Raw genomic sequence first — 18,604 nt, forward strand, 5'->3', positions numbered from 1 at the left:
TCTGCCTTGTTCATGTCAAATTTCTGACCGCAGATAAAACATGTTTCTATTTTTTCTTCAGACATGTTAAAACCTTAAAAAAAAGAAAAGATTAAAGGTTAAAATTGAATTTAACCTATATTGTATTTTTGCAAGAGTAAAATCTCTTCAGTAGAGACTTTTCCACCTTGTTTAAACTTATCAAAGATTTCTTGAGCTCTTTGCCTTTCTTCACGGTTTTTGTTACCACCGGAAGATCCTTTGTTATCGGATTTTCTGCGTTTAGGTTTGTTGGAACCTAACTTTTTGTTGATAACATGAATGTCACTTAAGATAGCTTTGAATTCTTCATGTTTTGCAGATGCATTTCTGCGTGCTTCAACGAAGTTTTTGTGAGCTTCGTCAGCTGCAGTTCTGATGTCATCAGTTTTTCTGAAGTATTTAAGCATTTCTTCGTGAGCTGCTTGAGCTTTTTCGGAAAGTTCAATAACTTTTTCGTGTTCCTCTTCGGATTTTTTCCTGAGCTCGTCAGCTTCAGCCTTAACGGATTCATCTTCATGAATTTCCATTAACTGTTTTCTTAAGTCGTTGGCATTTTTAACAAGCTGATTTTCTTTTTTGATATCGAGAACGCGAGTTTCAATGATTTTATCAATCTTTTTGATTTCGTTTTCGATTTTCACTTTGTTACGTTTGCCTGAGTTCCATTCAAGACTTTTGATTTTGTTGTTTGCTTCATTACGAGCTTTTTTAGCAGCTTCAACTTCTTTGTTGATTTCATTACGCTCGTTTCTGTATTCAATAGCCTTGTTCAGGTTTTCTTTTAAGGAAGCGTTTAATTCATCTCTGATTTTACGTTGTTCACGAGCTGTTTTGTTGAACTCTTCCCTTTCTTCAGCAACTTTAGCGATTTCAGCTTCTTTTTCATCTTTTTGTTTTCTTACACCTTCCATGGTGTCAGCAAGAACAAATTCAGGTTTTTCTTCAGGAGCTTCCTCTTCAGCAGCTTCTTCTGCTTCTTCGGTTTCTTCTTCAGCTTCCTCAGCTTCTTCAGCCTCTTCATCAGCTGCTTCCTCTTCAGCTTCCACTTCCTGAACTTCTTCTTCGGTTTCAGCATCGCTTTCAGCTTCTTGAGCTTCTACTTCTTCTTCTACAGTTTCTTCTTCAGCATCATCAGTGGTTAATTGATTACAGATTTCACATAAGACTTTGCACAAGTCTTTTTCCTCTACTACAACATCAGCAATTTCTTTTACGGATTCTTTTGCATTGAATGCGATTCCGCAACCTGCTGACTCAATCATGGAAATGTCGTTAGCGCCATCTCCAACAGCAACTACTTCATCCAAAGTAATTCCTGCTTCTTCGACATGGTCTTTCAATACGTCCAGTTTGGAACCGGATACGAGAGGACCAGTCACTTCGCCAGTTAATTTACCATCTTCGACTGTGAAACTATTTGTATAAACTGTGTCAACTCCAAGTTTATCAGATACTTTATCAGCCACTACATCAAAACTACCACTAATGATAGCTACATCTACACCTTTATCTTTTAGACATTTGATGGTTTTGCAAGCTCCAGGCATTAATGGAAGATCTTCAGCAACTTTTTCGACATCTTCAATGGAAGTTCCTTCGAGAAGTTGTACTCTGTCTTTAATAGAAGTTTCAAAGTCAATTTCACCTTGCATAGCCTTTTCAGTAATTGCAGCTATGTCATCTTCAACATTTGCTAATTTACCTATCTCATCTATTGCTTCACCATCAATAATAACGTTATCTAAGTCAAATACTACAAGTTTAATCAATAATACCACCAATTATATTAAATCTAGCTCACTTAATCTATCGTAAGCTCTTTCGACGCCTAATTTAGCGTCATCTTTGGTTTTTGCACCGGTACATACAACCTTACCGGAACCAAATAATAATAAGACCACTTTAGGGTCGGATAATCTGTATACTAAACCCGGAAATTGTTCAGGTTCGTATTCAGTATCTTCTAATTCCAAAGCTACCGCTTCTAAATTTAATGTGGATTCTAAATTCGCAGAAGCCACGATGTTTTGAATTTTAATGTCAAATTCGTGAGGAATTTCAGTATCGATAGTCCTCATCAAATCTACAGTCTTTTTGATTGCCAATTTGGAATCATCTATAGATTTTGCTCCAGTACAAACAAGCTTACCAGAGCTAAATATTAATGCTGCTGTTTTGGGATCTTTTAGCTTAAACACTAATCCCGGAAACTGTTCACGATTAAAATTAACCCCTTCTAAAGCTTCGGACACTTCAGTCAAGACGATGTCCTTTCCAATGCTTGCAGAAGCAACAATGTTTTCAATTTTAATATCAACATCGGTCAATTTAAAACCTCCAATTCATTTTTAAAAGTAGAATAGTAAAATTTAAGAAAACAAAAAATTAGTTAAATTTTTACTAGTTAAATATATTATTTAAATAGTATATAAATGTATGTTTATTTGAAAATTATTTTACATTTTTTAAAAAATTTGAAAATTTTAAATTTTTGGAATAAAAGCCCCTTTATAAATGAAATGTAAATTCATGTATTGAAAATACTTATTAATAAATGTTACTGAATTTCAGCATTACATCACCAAAATAAAATAGGCAGACCCTATTTAAAGGATATTTAAAAAAATGTCAAAATCGAAATCGATTCTGATCTAGTGAACCACTACATTTAAATAATATCGTTTCCTTTTAATGAAAAATATGTGCCCTCGATTCCCCCAATCCGATTGCAGCATCCCAAATATCCCCATCATTAAATTGAAATTATGATTCACAGCCGACAGTATCCCCTGAAGCCGGCGCAAAATGTAAGTGAAAATTCCACATGATTGAAAATTTTTTAAATTTGGAAATCATATAATTCAATAAGAAAAAAATTTAAAAATTGATACCATGATTGAAGTTGAAGTGAAAGCTAGGATCGATAGCTTTGAGGAAATGGAAAAGAGGCTTGAAAGTCTGGGTGCAGTAAAGACCAAGGATGAGTTTCAGGAAGACATCTACTTTGCAAGCCCTATAGTTGACTTTGCCGAGACCGATGAGGCCCTACGAATCAGGACAACAGACAATGACATATTCATAACATACAAGGGTCCGAAGCTCAACGATGAGGCAAAGACCAGAAAGGAAGTCGAGATGAGCATCGAAAGCGCTGAAAAGGCAAGCGACATATTCACCGAAATCGGTTTCAAGCCGGCAAGAACCGTCAGGAAAAGCCGCCAGTACTACCGCTTCGAAAATTTTGAAATATCACTTGACGATGTCGAAGGCCTTCCGCCATATATGGAAATAGAAATCGCATTGGGAGACAGCGAGGACTACATCGAAGCCCAGGATAAAATTTTCAAACTGTTTGAAAGATTGGGAATCACTGACGGCTTTGAGAGAACCTCATATATGGAACTATTAGAAACATTAAATAATGAATACTGACAAATATTATATATTAATATTAAAAATTTTAGAGTGATATTTTGCAATATTTTATAAGTCATTATAACAAAGAATGCGAACTTACATTCCCTGAAGACATTACCATTTATGATACAACACTGAGGGATGGTGAACAGACCCCTGGAGTATGCTTCAGTTTCGACGAAAAGCTGGAAATAGCAAGAAAGCTTGACCAGTTCAAGATCCATCAGATCGAGGCAGGTTTCCCGATTGTTTCAGAAAAGGAAAAGGAAACCGTGAAGGCAATAGCAAACGAAGGCCTTGACGCTACAATCTTAGGCCTTACAAGAACAAAGCCTGAAGACATCGATGCAGCCCTTGACTGTGACGTGGACGGGGTAATCACCTTTGTTGGAACATCCGACATCCACCTTGACCACAAGATGCACATCACAAGGCAGGATGCAATAAACCTTTGTGAAACCGCAGTTGACTATGCAAAGGACCATGGGCTTTTCGTTGCATTTTCAGCAGAGGATGCGACAAGAACAGACATAGAGTTCCTGAAGAGAATCTATGGCAAAGCTGAAGAATGCGGAGCCGACAGGGTCCACATTGCAGACACAACAGGAGCGATAACCCCTCAGGGCATAGACTACCTTGTAAGGGAGCTCACCAAGGACCTCAAGCTTGACCTGGCGGTCCACCTCCACAACGACTTCGGCCTTGCGGTGATAAACTCAATCGTCGGTGTGCTTGCAGGTGCAAAGGCAGTGTCAACCACCGTTAACGGTATCGGGGAAAGGGCAGGAAACGCATCCCTTGAAGAGCTCATAATGGCAATGAAAATTTTATATGGAAAAGATTACGGATTCAAGACCAAATACATCAAGGAGCTCTCAGACCTTGTGTCAAAGGCAAGCGGACTTCCTATTCCATACAACAAGCCTGTTGTGGGAAACAACGTCTTCAGACACGAGTCCGGAATCCATGTCGATGCCGTAATCGAGGAACCTTTGTGCTACGAACCGTACCTTCCGGAGCTTGTCGGACAGAAACGCCAGCTGGTGCTTGGAAAGCATTCAGGCTGCAGGGCAGTAAGAGCCAAGCTCAACGAATGCGAGCTTGACGTTAGCGATGATGAGCTGATTGAAATCGTAAGGCAGGTCAAAAAGCAAAGGGAAGAAGGAAAATACATCAACGATCAGGTATTCAAGGAAATAGTGAAAAACACTAAAAAATAGGTTATGATTATGAACATTACTGAAAAGATACTTTCCGCAAAGGCGGGCCATGAGGTAACACCGGGCGAAATCATTGAGATTCCGGTGGATCTTGCAATGTCACACGACGGTACAAGCCCTCCAGCGATAAAGACATTCGAAAAGATTACCGACAAGGTATGGGACCCTGAAAAGATAGCGATAATATTCGACCACAACGTTCCGGCCAACACCATCGGTTCAGCCGAATTCCAGAAGGTTTGCCGTGAGTTCATCAAAAAGCAGAATATCACAAAAAACTACATTCACGGCGAAGGAATCTGCCATCAGGTCGTTCCGGAAATGGGACTTGTTGAACCTGGAAAGGTCATTGTGGGCGCAGATTCACACACATGTACCTACGGAGCTTTCGGAGCGTTCTCAACAGGAATGGGTGCAACCGACCTTGCGATGGTTTGGGCAACCGGAAAGACATGGTTCATGGTTCCCGAAGCGATAAAGATGAATGTCACAGGCGAACTTAATGATTACATCGCACCAAAGGACATCATACTCAATATAATAGGAACAATAGGAATAGCCGGTGCCACATACAAGACCGCTGAGTTCTGCGGCGAAACGATAGAAAATATGGGCGTTGAAGGAAGGGCCACAATGTGCAACATGGCAATTGAGATGGGAGCCAAGAACGGAATAATGGAACCGAACAAAGAGGTCATAGACTACATCTGCCAGAGGACCGGCAAAAGCGCATCACAGCTGAACGTCATCAGATCCGACGAAGACGCAAGCTATGAAAGGGAGCTCGACTTTGACATAGCCGATCTCGAACCGCAGATAGCCTGTCCTAATGACGTGGACAACGTAAAGGACATATCCAAAATAGAAGGCACATCCATCGACCAGTGCCTAATCGGCTCATGCACAAACGGAAGGCTTTCAGACCTGGAAGATGCTGCAAAAATCCTTGAAGGCAACAAAATCGACGACAGCATCAGACTGCTGGTACTTCCAGCCTCAAGGGAAATCTACAGACAGGCCATAGAGCTTGGATACATCAATACATTCATCGATGCAGGCGCAATCATATGCAATCCGGGATGTGGACCTTGCCTCGGAGGACATATGGGCGTATTGTCAGAAGGGGAATCCTGCATCTCAACAACAAACAGGAACTTCAAGGGAAGGATGGGAGACCCTAAATCCGAAGTGTACCTGTCAAATTCAAAGGTTGTTGCAGCTTCAGCGATTACAGGAATGATTACAAATCCAAAAGACCTTTAGTGATAAAAATGACAAAAGACAAGAACGAAGCAAACAAAAGACTCATCGAAAAGATAGAAGACCTGGAAAATGACTACGGCCAGACATTTTCCAACACACAAAAGATTCTGCTAACAACAGACGGCTCAATTACAGCAATACTTGACGTGCTATACGGAAAGATAAGCCTGATTACACTTGACCAGCATTTTGGAATAGCCGATGAACGCCATGCAAAACTGGTTAATGTCGAAGCAGGCGATGAAATCAATTTCAGGGAGGTCCTGATGCACAAGGACGACCAGCCCCTGATATATGCCATTTCACATGTACCGCTTGGAAGGTGCAGTGAGGAAATCTGCTCAGATCTGCTGAGGGCAGACATACCGATTGGAAGGATACTTAAGAATTACAAGATCGAATCCAGAAGGGAAGTCAGGAACATATTCATCGAAAAGGCAAATCCAAAACTTCAAGAACTCTTCAAGACTGACGAGGACTTCCTTGCAAGGGATTACGTGATTATACATGACGACGAAATACTGATGTGGATTAAGGAAATGTTTCCTGTAAGCTACTTTACTGAGATATAGTGATTGAAATGAAATTCAAAGGAAATGTAATGGAAAATAAGCTCCGAGACAGGATAATGGAACTTGAAGAGGAATATGACACTACCATTTCAACAACCCAAAAGATACTCCTGTGCGAACACGGACCTCTAACCACTCTCCTTGATGTGCTGTACGGAGAGGTCCATCTCTTCATACTCGACCAGCATCTGGAAAAGGCAGATGAGGAAATAGCCGAACTGCTTCAAATGGAACCCGGAGAGGAGATAGACTATCGTGAAGTCATAGTGTACAAGAACGGCCGCCCTCTGGTTTATACACTTTCATACATACCGACATCAAGATGCAGTGAACAAATTTTTGAAGATTTAATGAATGAACGCCTTACCACAGGAAGAATCCTAGATAAAAACGTTATAGAAACCTTTATCACAATAAAGAACATTTCAATAGAAAAACCAAGCCCGACACTCAAGGAACTGTTCAAGACAGACGAGTATATGCTTTGCCGTGACTACATAATAACCCACAACAAGGAAATAGGAATATGGACCAAGGAAGCATATCCGTTAAGCTACTTTAAAGAATAGTGATGCAAATGAAATTCGAAGGAAAAATAGTCAAAAACGAACTGAGCCGAAGACTAAAGGAAATCGAAAAAGAAAAGGACATAAAATTCTCAAATACCCAGAAAGTGCTTTTGACAGTTGAAGGATCAATCACCGCAATATTGGATGTGCTCTATGGAAAGGTGAGCATCTTCACAATAAGCAGACACCTTGAAAAGGCAGACAAGGAAAAGGCCCAATTGGTCAACATCCCTGAAGGCGATGAACTGAACTACCGTGAAGTGATCATCCACAGAAGAGGACAGCCACTAATCTATGCCCTATCCCTGATTGTACTGGACAAATGCAAAGAGGAAGCGCGAAAGGACATCCTGGACGGGGAAATACCATTAGGCAAGATTTTGAAAATACATAAGGTCGAAAGCAGACGTGAAATACAGCATATCTACATCGAAAAGCCTGATGCAACCCTGAGGGAACTGTTCAACATGAATGAGGACTTTGTGACACGTAACTATATCGTCATAGAAAATGAGGAAATAATAATCTGGACCAAGGAATCATTCCCGATCAGCTATTTTTCAGACAAGATGTGAGGTGCAAGCATGGGTGTAAAGCTTAAGGATATAGTGGAGCCTGAATCAATCACGTTCAAGGATTTGGAAGGAAGGGTCGTGTCAATCGATGCATTCAACACGCTTTACCAGTTCCTATCAACAATCAGACAAAGGGACGGAAGGCCGCTGACTGATGAAAACGGAAACGTCACATCACACCTTAGCGGAATCCTATACAGAAACTCAGCAATGGTTGAAAAGGACATAAAGCCAATCTATATCTTTGACGGAAAGGCACCTGAACTCAAAAGCGAAACCCAGGCAAAAAGGCGGGAAGTTAGAGAAGAGGCAGAACAAATCTACAAGGAAGCCCTGAAGGAAGGAGACACTGAAAAGGCCCGCAAATTTGCAATGAGATCATCAAAACTGTCACCGGAAATAATTGAATCATCCAAAAAGCTATTGACATATATGGGAATACCATATGTTGAAGCCAAAGGAGAAGGAGAGGCTCAGGCCGCATATCTGGTGGCCAACGGCGACGCATATGCAGTCGCATCACAGGATTATGACTGTCTATTATTCGGCGCAAAAAGGGTCGTGAGAAACCTTGCCGTTTCATCTAACCTCGGAAACCTTGAATACTATCAGCTGGACAAGGTATTGAGGCAATTAAATGTTACAAGGGAGCAGCTGGTCGACATGGGAATCCTTATAGGCACCGACTTTTGCGAAGGCCTTAAGGGAGTTGGCGCAAAGACAGCGCTTAAGTTGGCACATAACGGAAAACTCGAAGAAAAACTGGCTGAACTTCAAAAGGAATCCACACATGACCTTGAAGAAGTCCGAAACATATTCCTGAAGCATAATGTAAATACCGATTATGAAATAAAATGGGAAAAGCCGCAAAAGGACAAGATCATTGAATTTTTATGCTACGAGCATGGCTTTTCAGAAGACCGCGTATCCAAAGCATCAGACAGACTTAAAAACTTGAATTCATCACAGGGAAGTCTTGATGCATGGTTTTAAACAAAATTATGAAAATATCAAAAAATTCATCACTTTTACACAAGATATCATCAATATTTTACATTACCATATATTTTAAATATAAGTTAAATAATACTATAAATAGGATTCTAAATATTGAGTATATCCTATACAATCTACCACCACACACCCCAGATTGTATAACAAACACTTTAGAAATGGCAGCTGTCAAGGGGACGGTGAAAGCCAATTTCATTATTCAATATATTTTATAGAATCCAGGTGTTGATGGTTTCTCACCACCACAAAACCCGGAAACCATCAATACTCAATAAGGCGGGAAATCGCTGCCGAAAACTTTTTCTGCATATTTCATGGCCAAGTGAACCTGATGCCTGTGACTTTTCATCATTTCCTTTTCAAAGTGTTCACGTGAAGGTGACCTTAAAATCAGCTTGAGCAAATCCTCATAGGTTTTAATGGCCAAATCCTTATCAAAATCATATTTGTCAATGATTTCAGGGGTCAATTTTTCAAAGCATGGAAATTCCAACGTTTTGCAGACAGTGTCTGTTGTAAAATAAGTCATCCTGATTAGAGGAGATACCGATGAAACCAGTATATGATTTCCAAGCTTTATCAATGGAGGAATTCCGGTTTGCCTGTACCTTTCCATTGAAGTCAATTTTTCATAGTTTTTGAGGTTGTAGCAGTGAAGCTCCGTGTAGAAATCCGGCTGAAGCTCACCTATCAAATCCAAAATCCTCAATCCGAGTTCTGATTCATAATATTCCTTTCTGATTGTTGAAATATATGGAGTCTTATCGAAATTATAAAAATAGAATTGTCCGGGAGACAGATCCTCAATGTCAATGCGCTTCAAAAACTTCAAGGATGTCAATCCCTCATTTCCATGGACACCGCCAATGAACAGTTTGGTTGGTCCCTTGCCGTTGTCAATGTATCTGAAATAGGACATAAAAAAATAGTTTGGAAGGAACCTATGTTCCTTCTTGCCAATTTGCCATGTAAGCTTTTTGTTTGTCAGTCAATGAGTCGATTTCAATTCCCATGGCATCCAGTTTCATGCTTGCCACGGTATAGTCGATTTCATCAGGAGCTTTGGTAACGCCTACAGGCAAGTCGTTTTCAAGGATGTGTTTGGCGGACAATGCCTGAACTGCAAAACTCATGTCCATGATTTCAGCAGGGTGTCCTTGTCCACGTGCTGCTGAAAGGTTAACCAAACGGCCGTCAGCCAAAAGATAAATTTTGCGTCCGTCTTTGGTGGTGAACTCTTCAATACTTTCACGTACTTCTTTGACTTCAGTTGAAATTGCTTCAAGGTCAGGACGGTTGATTTCCACATTGAAGTGTCCTGAGTTTGCTAACATACATCCGTCTTTCATGTATTTGAAGTCATCCCCGCAGATGATGTCGGCATTTCCTGTAACGGTAATAATTAAATCAGCCTGTTTTACAGCTTCGCGAATGGTCATTACACGGTATCCATCCATTCTTGCTTCAAGTGCACGAATAGGATCGACTTCGGTGACTATGACATCAGCACCAAGACCTGCTGCCCTTAAAGCCAATCCACGTCCGCACCATCCGTAACCGCAGACAACTACTGTTTTTCCTGCAATCACCATATTGGTGGTACCCATGATTGCATCGAAGCTTGACTGTCCGGTTCCGTAACGGTTGTCGAAGAGGTATTTGGTGTATGCATCGTTTACTGCAATTACAGGGAATTTCAATGCGCCGTCGGCATGCATTGCCTGAAGCCTGTGAACACCGGTAGTGGTTTCCTCACATGCACCTTTAATGTGGCTCAACAACTCTTTTCTTTCGTTGTGAAGCACCATAATCATGTCGGCTCCGTCGTCGATGATTATGTCAGGCTTGTGGTCAAGAACCATATTGATGGTCTGATAATACTCTTCATCATCCTGTTCTCTCCATCCGTAAACGTTAAGGCCCAAATCGGCTGCTCCTGCAACTGCATCATCGTGAGTGGACAGTGGGTTGCATCCGGTCATTGCGACTTCAGCTCCACCGGCCATCAATGTCAAACCTAAGTTGATGGTTTTAGGTTCCAGGTGTAAGCATGATCCGATTGTGATTCCTTTGAACGGTTGGGTTTCTTCATATTCCTTTTTGATGGATTCCAAAACAGGCATGTGTTTTTGAACCCATTCGATTTTTCTTACACCTTCAGGTGCAAGTGACATGTCTTTTACTTTACTCATAATATCATCAAATTAATTGTTAATATTAAACTTTATGACTTGTAGGTTATTAAATATAACTTTTTTGAAGATGCAAATCACATCCGAAACCATGATAATTTTCTGTTATGAAATCGAAAATATCTTGCAAAAAGTATTCCCAACACTTGAACCACCCCATCCTATAGAGGGTGGGGATTCCTGAATTTTTTTTCACTTAATAATGGTTAAATAAAACTCCCTTTTGTTGTAAAAAATATATAACATGAATATCAAATATATTTTACAACCAAGTATGCATTGAGTGAAATTATGAGTGCCATAGCTTCGAAGGGGAGGATAGCAAAATTCGATAATTTAAAAGGATTAGCAATCCTGCTGGTCGTTTTGGGCCATTTGACCTTCTTCAGGTCATTTTGGGTCATGTCACTTACTAGAAATTTTGTTTTCCTGATTCATTTGCCATTATTTTTCTTCGTGGCAGGCTACTTTTCAAAAATTGGCCCTGATGAACCGGTGAAGGCATTCAAAAGATTGTTCATTCCATACATAATATTTTGCCTGCTATGGGAAATATTCACAATTTATTATTTAGGTGAAAACCCCACAAAAATACTGTTTATCAATCCAGGATATACGCTATGGTTTTTAATGAGCCTGTTTTTCATGAAAATGGCCTTGCCCATCATGGACAGGTTTAGATATCCTCTGTTGATATCCATAATAGGGGCATTGCTGATCGGATTTGTCGACTGTAACATTTTAGGCATTTCACGCACATTCATTTTCATGCCAATATTCCTGCTTGGTTTTTATTACAAGGAATATAAGCAGAAAATAACTGATAAATTTCCACTTGTTGAAAACAATGCATTTGCAATTGCTATAGCGCTTTTATCACTGTTAATCTCAATCATCATTGCATTGACTATGCCGTTTGATACAATTATAATGAAGTATCCATATGGAAATGCAGTGGTTATGGATATTTTGGTTAGGGGCATGATAATATTTATTTCAACCATGAATGTATTGGTCTTAACCCGTTTCATGCCAGATAAGGAATTGATAATAACTCAATTTGGAATTTACTCTTTAACCGTTTATCTGCTGCATCCATATGCAATTACAATTAGTAAGGTATTGGCCGAACCATATCTGAAGTACCATCAAAAGTTGCTTGTGGCATTTGTTTATCTGGGTTCTTTTGCCATTGTATATGTTTTATCTAGAGAGGTTGTGTCAAGAGCATTGAATGGCTTTCTGAACTTGATTTACAAGATTTTATGCATTGAATGAAAAAACAATAACGTGCCTGATTTAAAAAGTATTTGAATTGATTCAAAAAAGAAGGAACCTTAAGCTCCCTTCAAAGAAAGCTTAAAAAACATGCCCCCAAAAGATATGTGAAAATCAATATATTTTTTAAAAAATTTCCTCCCATCATCAAAAAACCTCAAAAAAGCAAAAACTTTAAATGTAATGATGAAAATATATATATTTGTTAGATGCCGGGGTGGCTCAGCTGGTTAGAGCGCACGGCTCATAGGGTAATAAAGCAGTGCTCTAGCTTATTCCTGGGATACCGTGAGATCGCGGGTTCGAATCCCGCCCCCGGCATCCTAAATCCCAGGAATACATCCATCTAAATACTATTTTTTTAAGGCCATTTTTCAAATCATAACAATTTTATAGCTTATTTTACAAATTAGAATTAGAGGATTTGAAATGATATATAACAGACTTGGAAAGACTAATCTTGAAGTTTCAAGGCTAGGATTCGGAACCATGAGGCTTCCAACCAAAGCGAACAATGCCGACATAGACAAGGAAGAGGCTTCAAGGATGCTCGAATATGCAATTGAAAACGGAGTCAACATTATCGATACCGCATACCCCTACCATGCTGAAGGCCTTGGAGGAAGCGGAGAGAGCGAAAAGTTCCTGGGCGAGTTTCTAACAGAAAACACATTAAGGGACGAAATAATCTTACAGACCAAATCACCCTCATGGGCGATAGAGGAAAAGGGTGACTTTGAACGCTACTTTACAGAACAGCTCGAAAAGCTTCAAACAGACTATATTGACATTTACCTTCTTCATTCCCTGACCGTGCCGGACTGGGAGAAAGTGAAGAATTTGGGCGTGCTGGACTTTCTTGATGATATCCTGTCTGACGGCAGGGCAAAGCATGTGGGCTTTTCATCACACATCGAGGTCGACTACTTCATTGAAATTCTTGACGAATACCCTAAATGGGAGGTTGCCATGACCCAGATGAACTATCTGGACGAATATTACCAGTCAGGAATCATGGGGCTTGACTACCTAAAAGGCATAGATGTAGGAAGCATGATCATGGAGCCTTTAAGAGGCGGAAGGCTTGTCCAAAACATTCCTCAGGAAATTCAAAATTTGTGGAATCAGGCCGAAACCAAAAGGACACCTGTCGAGTGGGCTCTTCAGTACCTGTGGAACAGGGATGATGTGGATTGCGTTTTCAGCGGAATGACAAGCCTCGATCAAGTCAAGCAAAACATAGAAATAGCTTCAAAAATAGATAAAATCTCTGAAAACGACCAGGAACTCATAAGAGAAGTTGCGAGAACCTACAGGACACGTCTCGGAAACATGTGCACACGCTGCGGCTACTGCATGCCGTGCCCACACGGAGTGGATATAATTAACTGCTTTACCGAGTACAACATTGCCCACATGATGGACAATCCCAAGGCAAGTGCGATGCAGTATTTCTCTCTGATTGATGAGGATTCAAGGGCGGACTGCTGTGTTGACTGTGGAGAGTGCATACCGTTCTGCACACAAATGATAAACATTCCCGAAGAGCTGGAAAAGGTTTATGAATACTTCGGAGATGAATTCGACCACTTTTGATTTTATTTGATAATCCAAAATCAAATATTTTCTCTTTTTTTAAATGAAATTGAACAGCCAAATGTAAAATTTAAAACTAATTAAAATATGTTTATTTTAAAAAATAAAACTTAAACATCGAGATAATAAAAATAAAAGAATTCAAAGATATATAAAAGTTTATATACAACGAAATGGAAATATATTTTTGATAGGAAGATGTTTTCCGATTATTTAATATTTATTGGAGCTTGATTTTAATGAGCGATATCCCAGAAGAAAAAATTGAAAGAATTTCAGAACAGATGAGAGAGGACAACATTAAGTTTATCCGTCTGCAGTTTGTTGACATTAACGGTACCGTAAAAAACATTGTCATCCCATTCAACGGAAAGGATGACATGAGCGAACTGTTCAATGAAGGAATGCTCTTTGACGGATCATCAATCGCAGGATTTGTTGGAATCAATGAAAGTGACCTGGTCCTAAAGCCAGACATCAACACATATTCAAGGCTTTCATGGAGACCTGAAGAGTCCGCAACCTGCAGATTCATATGTGACGTATGGACAGCCGACAGAGAACCGTTCATAGGAGACCCAAGGGGAGTTCTCAAAAAGTCCCTGGCACACCTGGCCGATAAGGGACTGCAATACAACATCGGTCCGGAACCTGAATTTTTCATTGTTGACATTGACGAGAACGGATACCCTATGCCATACGACGAAGCAGGATACTTCGATGTGGAACCTTTGGACAAAGGGCCTGACTTCAGACGTGAACTGACCCTGAACCTTGAAGACCTTGACTTTGAAGTCGAGGCATCTCACCACGAAGTGGCACCGGGACAAAACGAAATCGCATTCAAGTTCAAGGATGCCCTCAAGACTGCAGATGCAGTAATCACATTCAAACAGGCTATCAAAGCGATTGTAGACAATATGGCTACCTTTGACCAACTGGACTACAGAGTGACATTCATGCCTAAACCTTTCTTTGGCGTGAGCGGAAGTGGAATGCACTGTCACCAGTCAGTGTTCAAAGGAGACAAAAACCTTTTCTCAGACCCTGATTCAGAAACAGGACTTTCAAAGGATGCAATTCATTTCATGGGCGGATTGCTTAAGCATGCACCTGCAATCACAGCAATCACAAACCCTATTGTAAACTCATACAAACGTCTGGTACCTGGCTATGAGGCACCTGTATACATGGCATACGGTTTCAGAAACAGATCCGCATTAATCAGAGTGCCTGCAGCACGTGGAAAGGCAACCCGTATCGAGTACAGGTCACCTGACCCTGCATGTAACCCATATCTCGCATTTACAGTAATGCTTGAAGCAGGTATTGACGGAATCGTCAACAAGATTGATCCTGGAGAACCTGTAGAGGACGACATCTACAGCATGAGCGAAGAGGAAAGGGAATCAAGAGGAATTGAAGTTCTGCCTACAAGCCTGTGGGAAGCTTACCACTCCCTCGAAGAGGACCCTCTCATACTGAATGCCCTTGGCCCACACGTCAGCGAAAAGTTCCTGGAACTCAAGTATCAGGAATGGGACGAATACAGGGTTCAGGTATTCGGATACGAACAAAGAAAGTATTTGGATATCTAATCCAAATATCAATTTTTTATTTTAGGTGCTTTTTATGTCCGAATCTGAATATAGGATGATTGAAATCCTAAGGGTGCTTGCAAAACAGGACCAGCCTACCGGCTCAAAGGTAATAGCTGACGAGCTGAAGGAGAAAGGATTTAATCTGGGAGAGCGTGCCGTCAGATATCATATGCAGATCCTGGATGAGAAGGGATATACCGAAAAGAAAGGTTATTCCGGAAGAGTCATTACGGATTTGGGCAGGGAAAAGCTTGAAAAGGGACTGATTTATGACCAAGTCGATTTCATATATTCAAAATTTGAAGAACTGATTTATTTGACTGACTTCACATATATGACACAGAACGGAAATGTTGTCGTCAATACTTCAACCATTTATAACGAAGAATCGATCAATATAATGAAAGAGATATACCAAAGTGGCCTTTGTGTTAGTCCTTATGTTAATTTAAATGAAGATAAAACCACTGGTAAAATCGAAGTCACCACAATATGCGGAACAACCATAGACGGGATACTCCTCAAGGAAGGAATTCCGACACAACCCCAATACGGAGGGCTCCTGAAAATAGAAAACAACCGGCCTGTTAAATTTACGGAAATAATATCCTACAAAAAGACATCAGTAACACCGCTCGACGCATTTGCAAACTCCGATTTGACATCAGTTCTTGATGTGATAACAAAAGGAACCGGGCTGATTCCGGCAAACTTCAGACTGATACCTGGAATTGCACGGGAAAGGACCATTGAAATCATCCATGAACTGGACAGGATAGGGATTGGAGGAGTAATAGGAATATCTGAAGAAGGAAAGGACCTTTTAGGATTGCCTGTACCTGACGGAATGGTTGGAATCGCAATAATCGGAGGAATAACACCATTCTGTGCCGTGAAAGAATTGGGAGAGGATATCGACTTGAGGATAGGTGAAACCCTTCACGATTTCAACTCACTAAAACCGATAGTGACAGAAATACAGCCTCAGTTGGAAATGCCTAAAAATAACAACACAGAAAAGATATCCCTTGTCCTTTCAAAATCACTTAATCTGATTCAGCAGGTCAACTTTGATGTTGAAAAGCAGAAAGGTGACATCATCGCCAATGTCTCATATGTGCACAGGGACAACATAGATGATGCGCTGGCCGTCATGGAGGAAACCTATAACAATTCCCCAAAATACATCAATCCGTACTACAAACTAGTAGAACATCCGGAAAATGATGACTTGGTTGGAATAGCTACAATCTGCAGCCTGAGCATTGACGGAATTCTGATAAACAACGGAATCATGAGCAATCCTACATACAGCGGACTGCTTGAGCTGACCGAACCGCCGCTCTTTATCGATTTGATTTCATACAATGGAACAACATTGGATCCGCATAAGATATTTCTCTCAAAGAACATGACCTCCATCATCGGAAAGAACGGTCCCAACAAGGTATTGGCAAGCGTCAAGGAAATCCCGTACATATCAAGGGACCATGCGGTTGAGCTTCTCGAAATCCTGAACAATATCGGATTTTCCATCTACAAGATCGGAAAGCCTAGGGAACTTGTATACAATTCCAAGGTAGACAACTACAATTTCGGTGTCATCACAGGAGGGGGACTCAATTCAATCGGCGCCGTCAAGGAAAGCGGCATTCCGATTCAGGTAAAGGCCCTTGAAAAGATCATGCCTTTCGAAAAGATGGAAAGGTTATAACGTTTGTATGATTACGAACAAAATTATTTTTCCGTGGGAAATAGAAAAGAAAAAATTAATAGAAAAAAAGAGATTTTAAAGTATTTCAATGACTAAGTCTTTTTCATCATTGATATGGCGCATTTCGATTAAATCATCGGCAATCTCTTTGAAGTCAATTTCAACTGCCTGATTTAAAATCTCACCATTTAATTGCAAACCGACTCTGAAACCTTCACCGGTTTCTTCATCTTCTTCAGTGAAACCCAAAACGTCACCAGGAGCATAGATACGATTATAGGAAATTTCCAAAACGTCTCCAACTTCCACTTCGTTTCTGACGTATTCGATTGCATCTTCCACTGTCATTTGTACTTCTTCTACCATATTATCGCCTTAAAAAAAAGAAAAAAGAGAAAGGAATTATAAATTCCTGTATTCTCTGATTGAAGTATATTCGTCGTCTAATTCGCCGTAGCTAGCTAATTTTTCTTTGTTAGCTTCAGCGTCTAAGTAAAGGTTACCTTTACCGTTAAGACCGATATCTCCAGTATATTGGATATATTTACCTTTGTAGGTAACTCCTTCAACTTCAGGATCTACAACGATACCGTTGAGGACGAATCCTTCGAGTAATCTTCCTAGGAATCCGTGGATGATGATGTTACCGTTTTTCATCTGACCTCCAGGCCAACGGTTTACGTCACCGTCAATTTCAATGACACCTTTGGTCATGTGAATACCAGCTAAGATGTCACAGTTACCTTTAACGTGGATTTTACCTCCAGTTAAACATTCACCACATTGTTTACCAGCGTTACCGCCGACAACAATTTGTCCTCCGGTCATACCTCTCCATTCACCGATGTATGAAGCACCAGTGAACTCTTTGGTATTTCCTTCAATCTCAAGGTATCCTCCAGACATTTCTCTACCTGCGTGAGCTGCTGCGTTACCTTTAACGAGAATGGAACCACCGGACATTTCAGCACCAACGTGTAAATCTACACTGCTGTTACATACGATGTTTCCGCCGCTCATTTTACAACCGATGTATTTTACTCTGTTTAAATCACCGTTTATAATCATTTCAACTTCATCAGGCCCGTTAGCTTCTCCTTCAACAGTTACTTTGAAGAAGTCGGTTAATGGGAATCTGGAGTTTCCAATAGGAACTTGATATTTTGCGAAATCTGCTTCGGTCCATGAATAAATTTCATCAGGAATTAATTCATCGAATTCTAAAGCGATTGAAGAAGTTTTGATTTGATCAAATGTTATTGTTTTCAAATTAAACACCCCTATTTACCGTCAACGTCTATTCTAATTGGGTTGGATACGTAGTGGTCGTGTACTGGGTAGTTTTCCCATTTGACTGAGTAGTATTGAGTAAAGAATGGCATAATGTTGTTGATAACTTTTTCTTCGTTTTTCTCCCATCCTTGTACGTTAACCCAAACGTTTTGACTTTCTTTAACTTTTACAATTTCTTTGTCTTTTACTAAGATTTGACCATCTTTAATAGTGTAGTCAGCTACATTGAAACCTTTTTCGATTTCAGCATATTGTCTGGATGGGTCAATATCATTAGGA

17 protein-coding genes, 1 tRNA gene and 1 pseudogene are annotated in these 18,604 nt (G+C 40.2%); 12 read left to right on the forward strand and 7 right to left on the reverse strand.

Annotation, left to right across the window (positions count from 1 at the left end; all coding sequences use genetic code 11):
* Window positions 1-110: 110 nt before the first annotated feature.
* Window positions 111-1,790 (reverse strand): phosphoserine phosphatase SerB, encoded by a 1,680-nt coding sequence (gene serB / locus ACJMML_RS06115; protein ID WP_405306468.1) that lies wholly within the window; start codon window positions 1,788-1,790, stop codon window positions 111-113.
* A 12-nt stretch (window positions 1,791-1,802) separates the two neighbouring features.
* Window positions 1,803-2,348, reverse strand: a complete 546-nt coding sequence (locus ACJMML_RS06120) for a TATA-box-binding protein (protein ID WP_292792009.1) — start codon at window positions 2,346-2,348, stop codon at window positions 1,803-1,805.
* A 565-nt stretch (window positions 2,349-2,913) separates the two neighbouring features.
* On the opposite strand from ACJMML_RS06120, the gene cyaB reads away from it, so the two are divergent.
* From cyaB to fen, 7 genes are read left to right on the forward strand one after another with little or no spacing between them, the layout of a single operon-like run.
* Entirely contained in the window at window positions 2,914-3,453 is a 540-nt protein-coding gene (gene cyaB / locus ACJMML_RS06125; RefSeq protein WP_405306469.1) for a class IV adenylate cyclase, read from the forward strand.
* Between the two features lie 41 nt (window positions 3,454-3,494).
* Window positions 3,495-4,658, forward strand: coding sequence for a homocitrate synthase family protein (locus ACJMML_RS06130; protein WP_405306470.1), 1,164 nt, complete (start codon window positions 3,495-3,497; stop codon window positions 4,656-4,658).
* Window positions 4,659-4,667: 9 nt separating this feature from the next.
* Complete coding sequence (gene hacA / locus ACJMML_RS06135) at window positions 4,668-5,921, forward strand: homoaconitase large subunit (protein ID WP_405306471.1); 1,254 nt, start codon at window positions 4,668-4,670, stop codon at window positions 5,919-5,921.
* Window positions 5,922-5,929: 8 nt separating this feature from the next.
* Entirely contained in the window at window positions 5,930-6,493 is a 564-nt protein-coding gene (locus tag ACJMML_RS06140) for a chorismate--pyruvate lyase family protein (RefSeq protein WP_405306472.1), read from the forward strand.
* Window positions 6,494-6,501: 8 nt separating this feature from the next.
* Complete coding sequence (locus tag ACJMML_RS06145; protein WP_405306473.1) at window positions 6,502-7,062, forward strand: chorismate--pyruvate lyase family protein; 561 nt, start codon at window positions 6,502-6,504, stop codon at window positions 7,060-7,062.
* Window positions 7,063-7,070: 8 nt separating this feature from the next.
* Window positions 7,071-7,637 carry a chorismate--pyruvate lyase family protein gene (locus ACJMML_RS06150; protein ID WP_405306474.1) on the forward strand — a complete coding sequence of 189 codons (567 nt, stop codon included), beginning with the start codon at window positions 7,071-7,073 and terminating at the stop codon, window positions 7,635-7,637.
* A 9-nt stretch (window positions 7,638-7,646) separates the two neighbouring features.
* Entirely contained in the window at window positions 7,647-8,630 is a 984-nt protein-coding gene (gene fen / locus ACJMML_RS06155) for a flap endonuclease-1 (RefSeq protein WP_405306475.1), read from the forward strand.
* A gap of 289 nt (window positions 8,631-8,919) precedes the next feature.
* Here the strand turns inward: fen and ACJMML_RS06160 are convergent, their stop codons facing one another.
* Window positions 8,920-9,570 carry a DUF2119 domain-containing protein gene (locus tag ACJMML_RS06160; protein ID WP_405306476.1) on the reverse strand — a complete coding sequence of 217 codons (651 nt, stop codon included), beginning with the start codon at window positions 9,568-9,570 and terminating at the stop codon, window positions 8,920-8,922.
* A gap of 22 nt (window positions 9,571-9,592) precedes the next feature.
* Window positions 9,593-10,843, reverse strand: a complete 1,251-nt coding sequence (gene ahcY / locus ACJMML_RS06165; RefSeq protein ID WP_292601466.1) for an adenosylhomocysteinase — start codon at window positions 10,841-10,843, stop codon at window positions 9,593-9,595.
* A 291-nt stretch (window positions 10,844-11,134) separates the two neighbouring features.
* Here ahcY and ACJMML_RS06170 point away from each other — a divergent pair, with 291 nt between their 5' ends.
* The 5 genes from ACJMML_RS06170 to ACJMML_RS06190 all read left to right on the forward strand — a co-directional run bounded on the left by ACJMML_RS06170 (window position 11,135) and on the right by ACJMML_RS06190 (window position 17,032).
* Window positions 11,135-12,121 carry an acyltransferase family protein gene (locus ACJMML_RS06170; RefSeq protein WP_405306477.1) on the forward strand — a complete coding sequence of 329 codons (987 nt, stop codon included), beginning with the start codon at window positions 11,135-11,137 and terminating at the stop codon, window positions 12,119-12,121.
* Between the two features lie 211 nt (window positions 12,122-12,332).
* A tRNA-Met gene (locus ACJMML_RS06175) sits at window positions 12,333-12,442 on the forward strand.
* 108 nt (window positions 12,443-12,550) lie between these two features.
* Window positions 12,551-13,717: an aldo/keto reductase gene (locus ACJMML_RS06180; RefSeq protein ID WP_405306478.1), complete on the forward strand. Its 1,167-nt coding sequence runs from the start codon at window positions 12,551-12,553 to the stop codon at window positions 13,715-13,717.
* Between the two features lie 239 nt (window positions 13,718-13,956).
* On the forward strand, window positions 13,957-15,315 hold the full coding sequence (glnA, locus tag ACJMML_RS06185) for a type I glutamate--ammonia ligase (protein ID WP_405306479.1): 1,359 nt from the start codon (window positions 13,957-13,959) through the stop codon (window positions 15,313-15,315).
* A gap of 34 nt (window positions 15,316-15,349) precedes the next feature.
* The gene (locus ACJMML_RS06190; RefSeq protein WP_405306480.1) at window positions 15,350-17,032 is read left to right on the forward strand and encodes an NrpR regulatory domain-containing protein; all 1,683 of its coding nucleotides are present in this window, start codon (window positions 15,350-15,352) and stop codon (window positions 17,030-17,032) included.
* A gap of 75 nt (window positions 17,033-17,107) precedes the next feature.
* On the opposite strand, the gene ACJMML_RS06195 is transcribed toward ACJMML_RS06190, so the two are convergent.
* The 3 genes and pseudogenes from ACJMML_RS06195 to ACJMML_RS06205 form a co-directional block, all read right to left on the reverse strand.
* Entirely contained in the window at window positions 17,108-17,398 is a 291-nt protein-coding gene (locus tag ACJMML_RS06195; protein ID WP_405306481.1) for a DUF2097 domain-containing protein, read from the reverse strand.
* A gap of 36 nt (window positions 17,399-17,434) precedes the next feature.
* Window positions 17,435-18,310 (reverse strand): formylmethanofuran dehydrogenase subunit C, encoded by an 876-nt coding sequence (locus ACJMML_RS06200; protein ID WP_405306482.1) that lies wholly within the window; start codon window positions 18,308-18,310, stop codon window positions 17,435-17,437.
* Between the two features lie 2 nt (window positions 18,311-18,312).
* A pseudogene (locus tag ACJMML_RS06205) lies at window positions 18,313-18,604 on the reverse strand (formylmethanofuran dehydrogenase subunit A); the annotation flags it as partial.

This window comes from Methanobrevibacter sp. (assembly GCF_045130115.1).
Classification (GTDB): Archaea; Methanobacteriota; Methanobacteria; order Methanobacteriales; family Methanobacteriaceae; genus Methanocatella.

Excerpts from the sequence above, each read along its gene's own strand:
- cyaB (WP_405306469.1), top strand. The coding sequence starts at position 2,914 with ATGATTGAAGTTGAAGTGAAAGCTAGGATCGATAGCTTTGAGGAAATG.
- hacA (WP_405306471.1), top strand. The coding sequence starts at position 4,668 with ATGAACATTACTGAAAAGATACTTTCCGCAAAGGCGGGCCATGAGGTA.
- ACJMML_RS06140 (WP_405306472.1), top strand. The coding sequence starts at position 5,930 with ATGACAAAAGACAAGAACGAAGCAAACAAAAGACTCATCGAAAAGATA.
- ACJMML_RS06145 (WP_405306473.1), top strand. The coding sequence starts at position 6,502 with ATGAAATTCAAAGGAAATGTAATGGAAAATAAGCTCCGAGACAGGATA.
- ACJMML_RS06150 (WP_405306474.1), top strand. The coding sequence starts at position 7,071 with ATGAAATTCGAAGGAAAAATAGTCAAAAACGAACTGAGCCGAAGACTA.
- fen (WP_405306475.1), top strand. The coding sequence starts at position 7,647 with ATGGGTGTAAAGCTTAAGGATATAGTGGAGCCTGAATCAATCACGTTC.
- ACJMML_RS06160 (WP_405306476.1), bottom strand. The coding sequence starts at position 9,570 with ATGTCCTATTTCAGATACATTGACAACGGCAAGGGACCAACCAAACTG.
- ahcY (WP_292601466.1), bottom strand. The coding sequence starts at position 10,843 with ATGAGTAAAGTAAAAGACATGTCACTTGCACCTGAAGGTGTAAGAAAA.
- ACJMML_RS06170 (WP_405306477.1), top strand. The coding sequence starts at position 11,135 with ATGAGTGCCATAGCTTCGAAGGGGAGGATAGCAAAATTCGATAATTTA.
- ACJMML_RS06180 (WP_405306478.1), top strand. The coding sequence starts at position 12,551 with ATGATATATAACAGACTTGGAAAGACTAATCTTGAAGTTTCAAGGCTA.
- glnA (WP_405306479.1), top strand. The coding sequence starts at position 13,957 with ATGAGCGATATCCCAGAAGAAAAAATTGAAAGAATTTCAGAACAGATG.
- ACJMML_RS06190 (WP_405306480.1), top strand. The coding sequence starts at position 15,350 with ATGTCCGAATCTGAATATAGGATGATTGAAATCCTAAGGGTGCTTGCA.
- ACJMML_RS06195 (WP_405306481.1), bottom strand. The coding sequence starts at position 17,398 with ATGGTAGAAGAAGTACAAATGACAGTGGAAGATGCAATCGAATACGTC.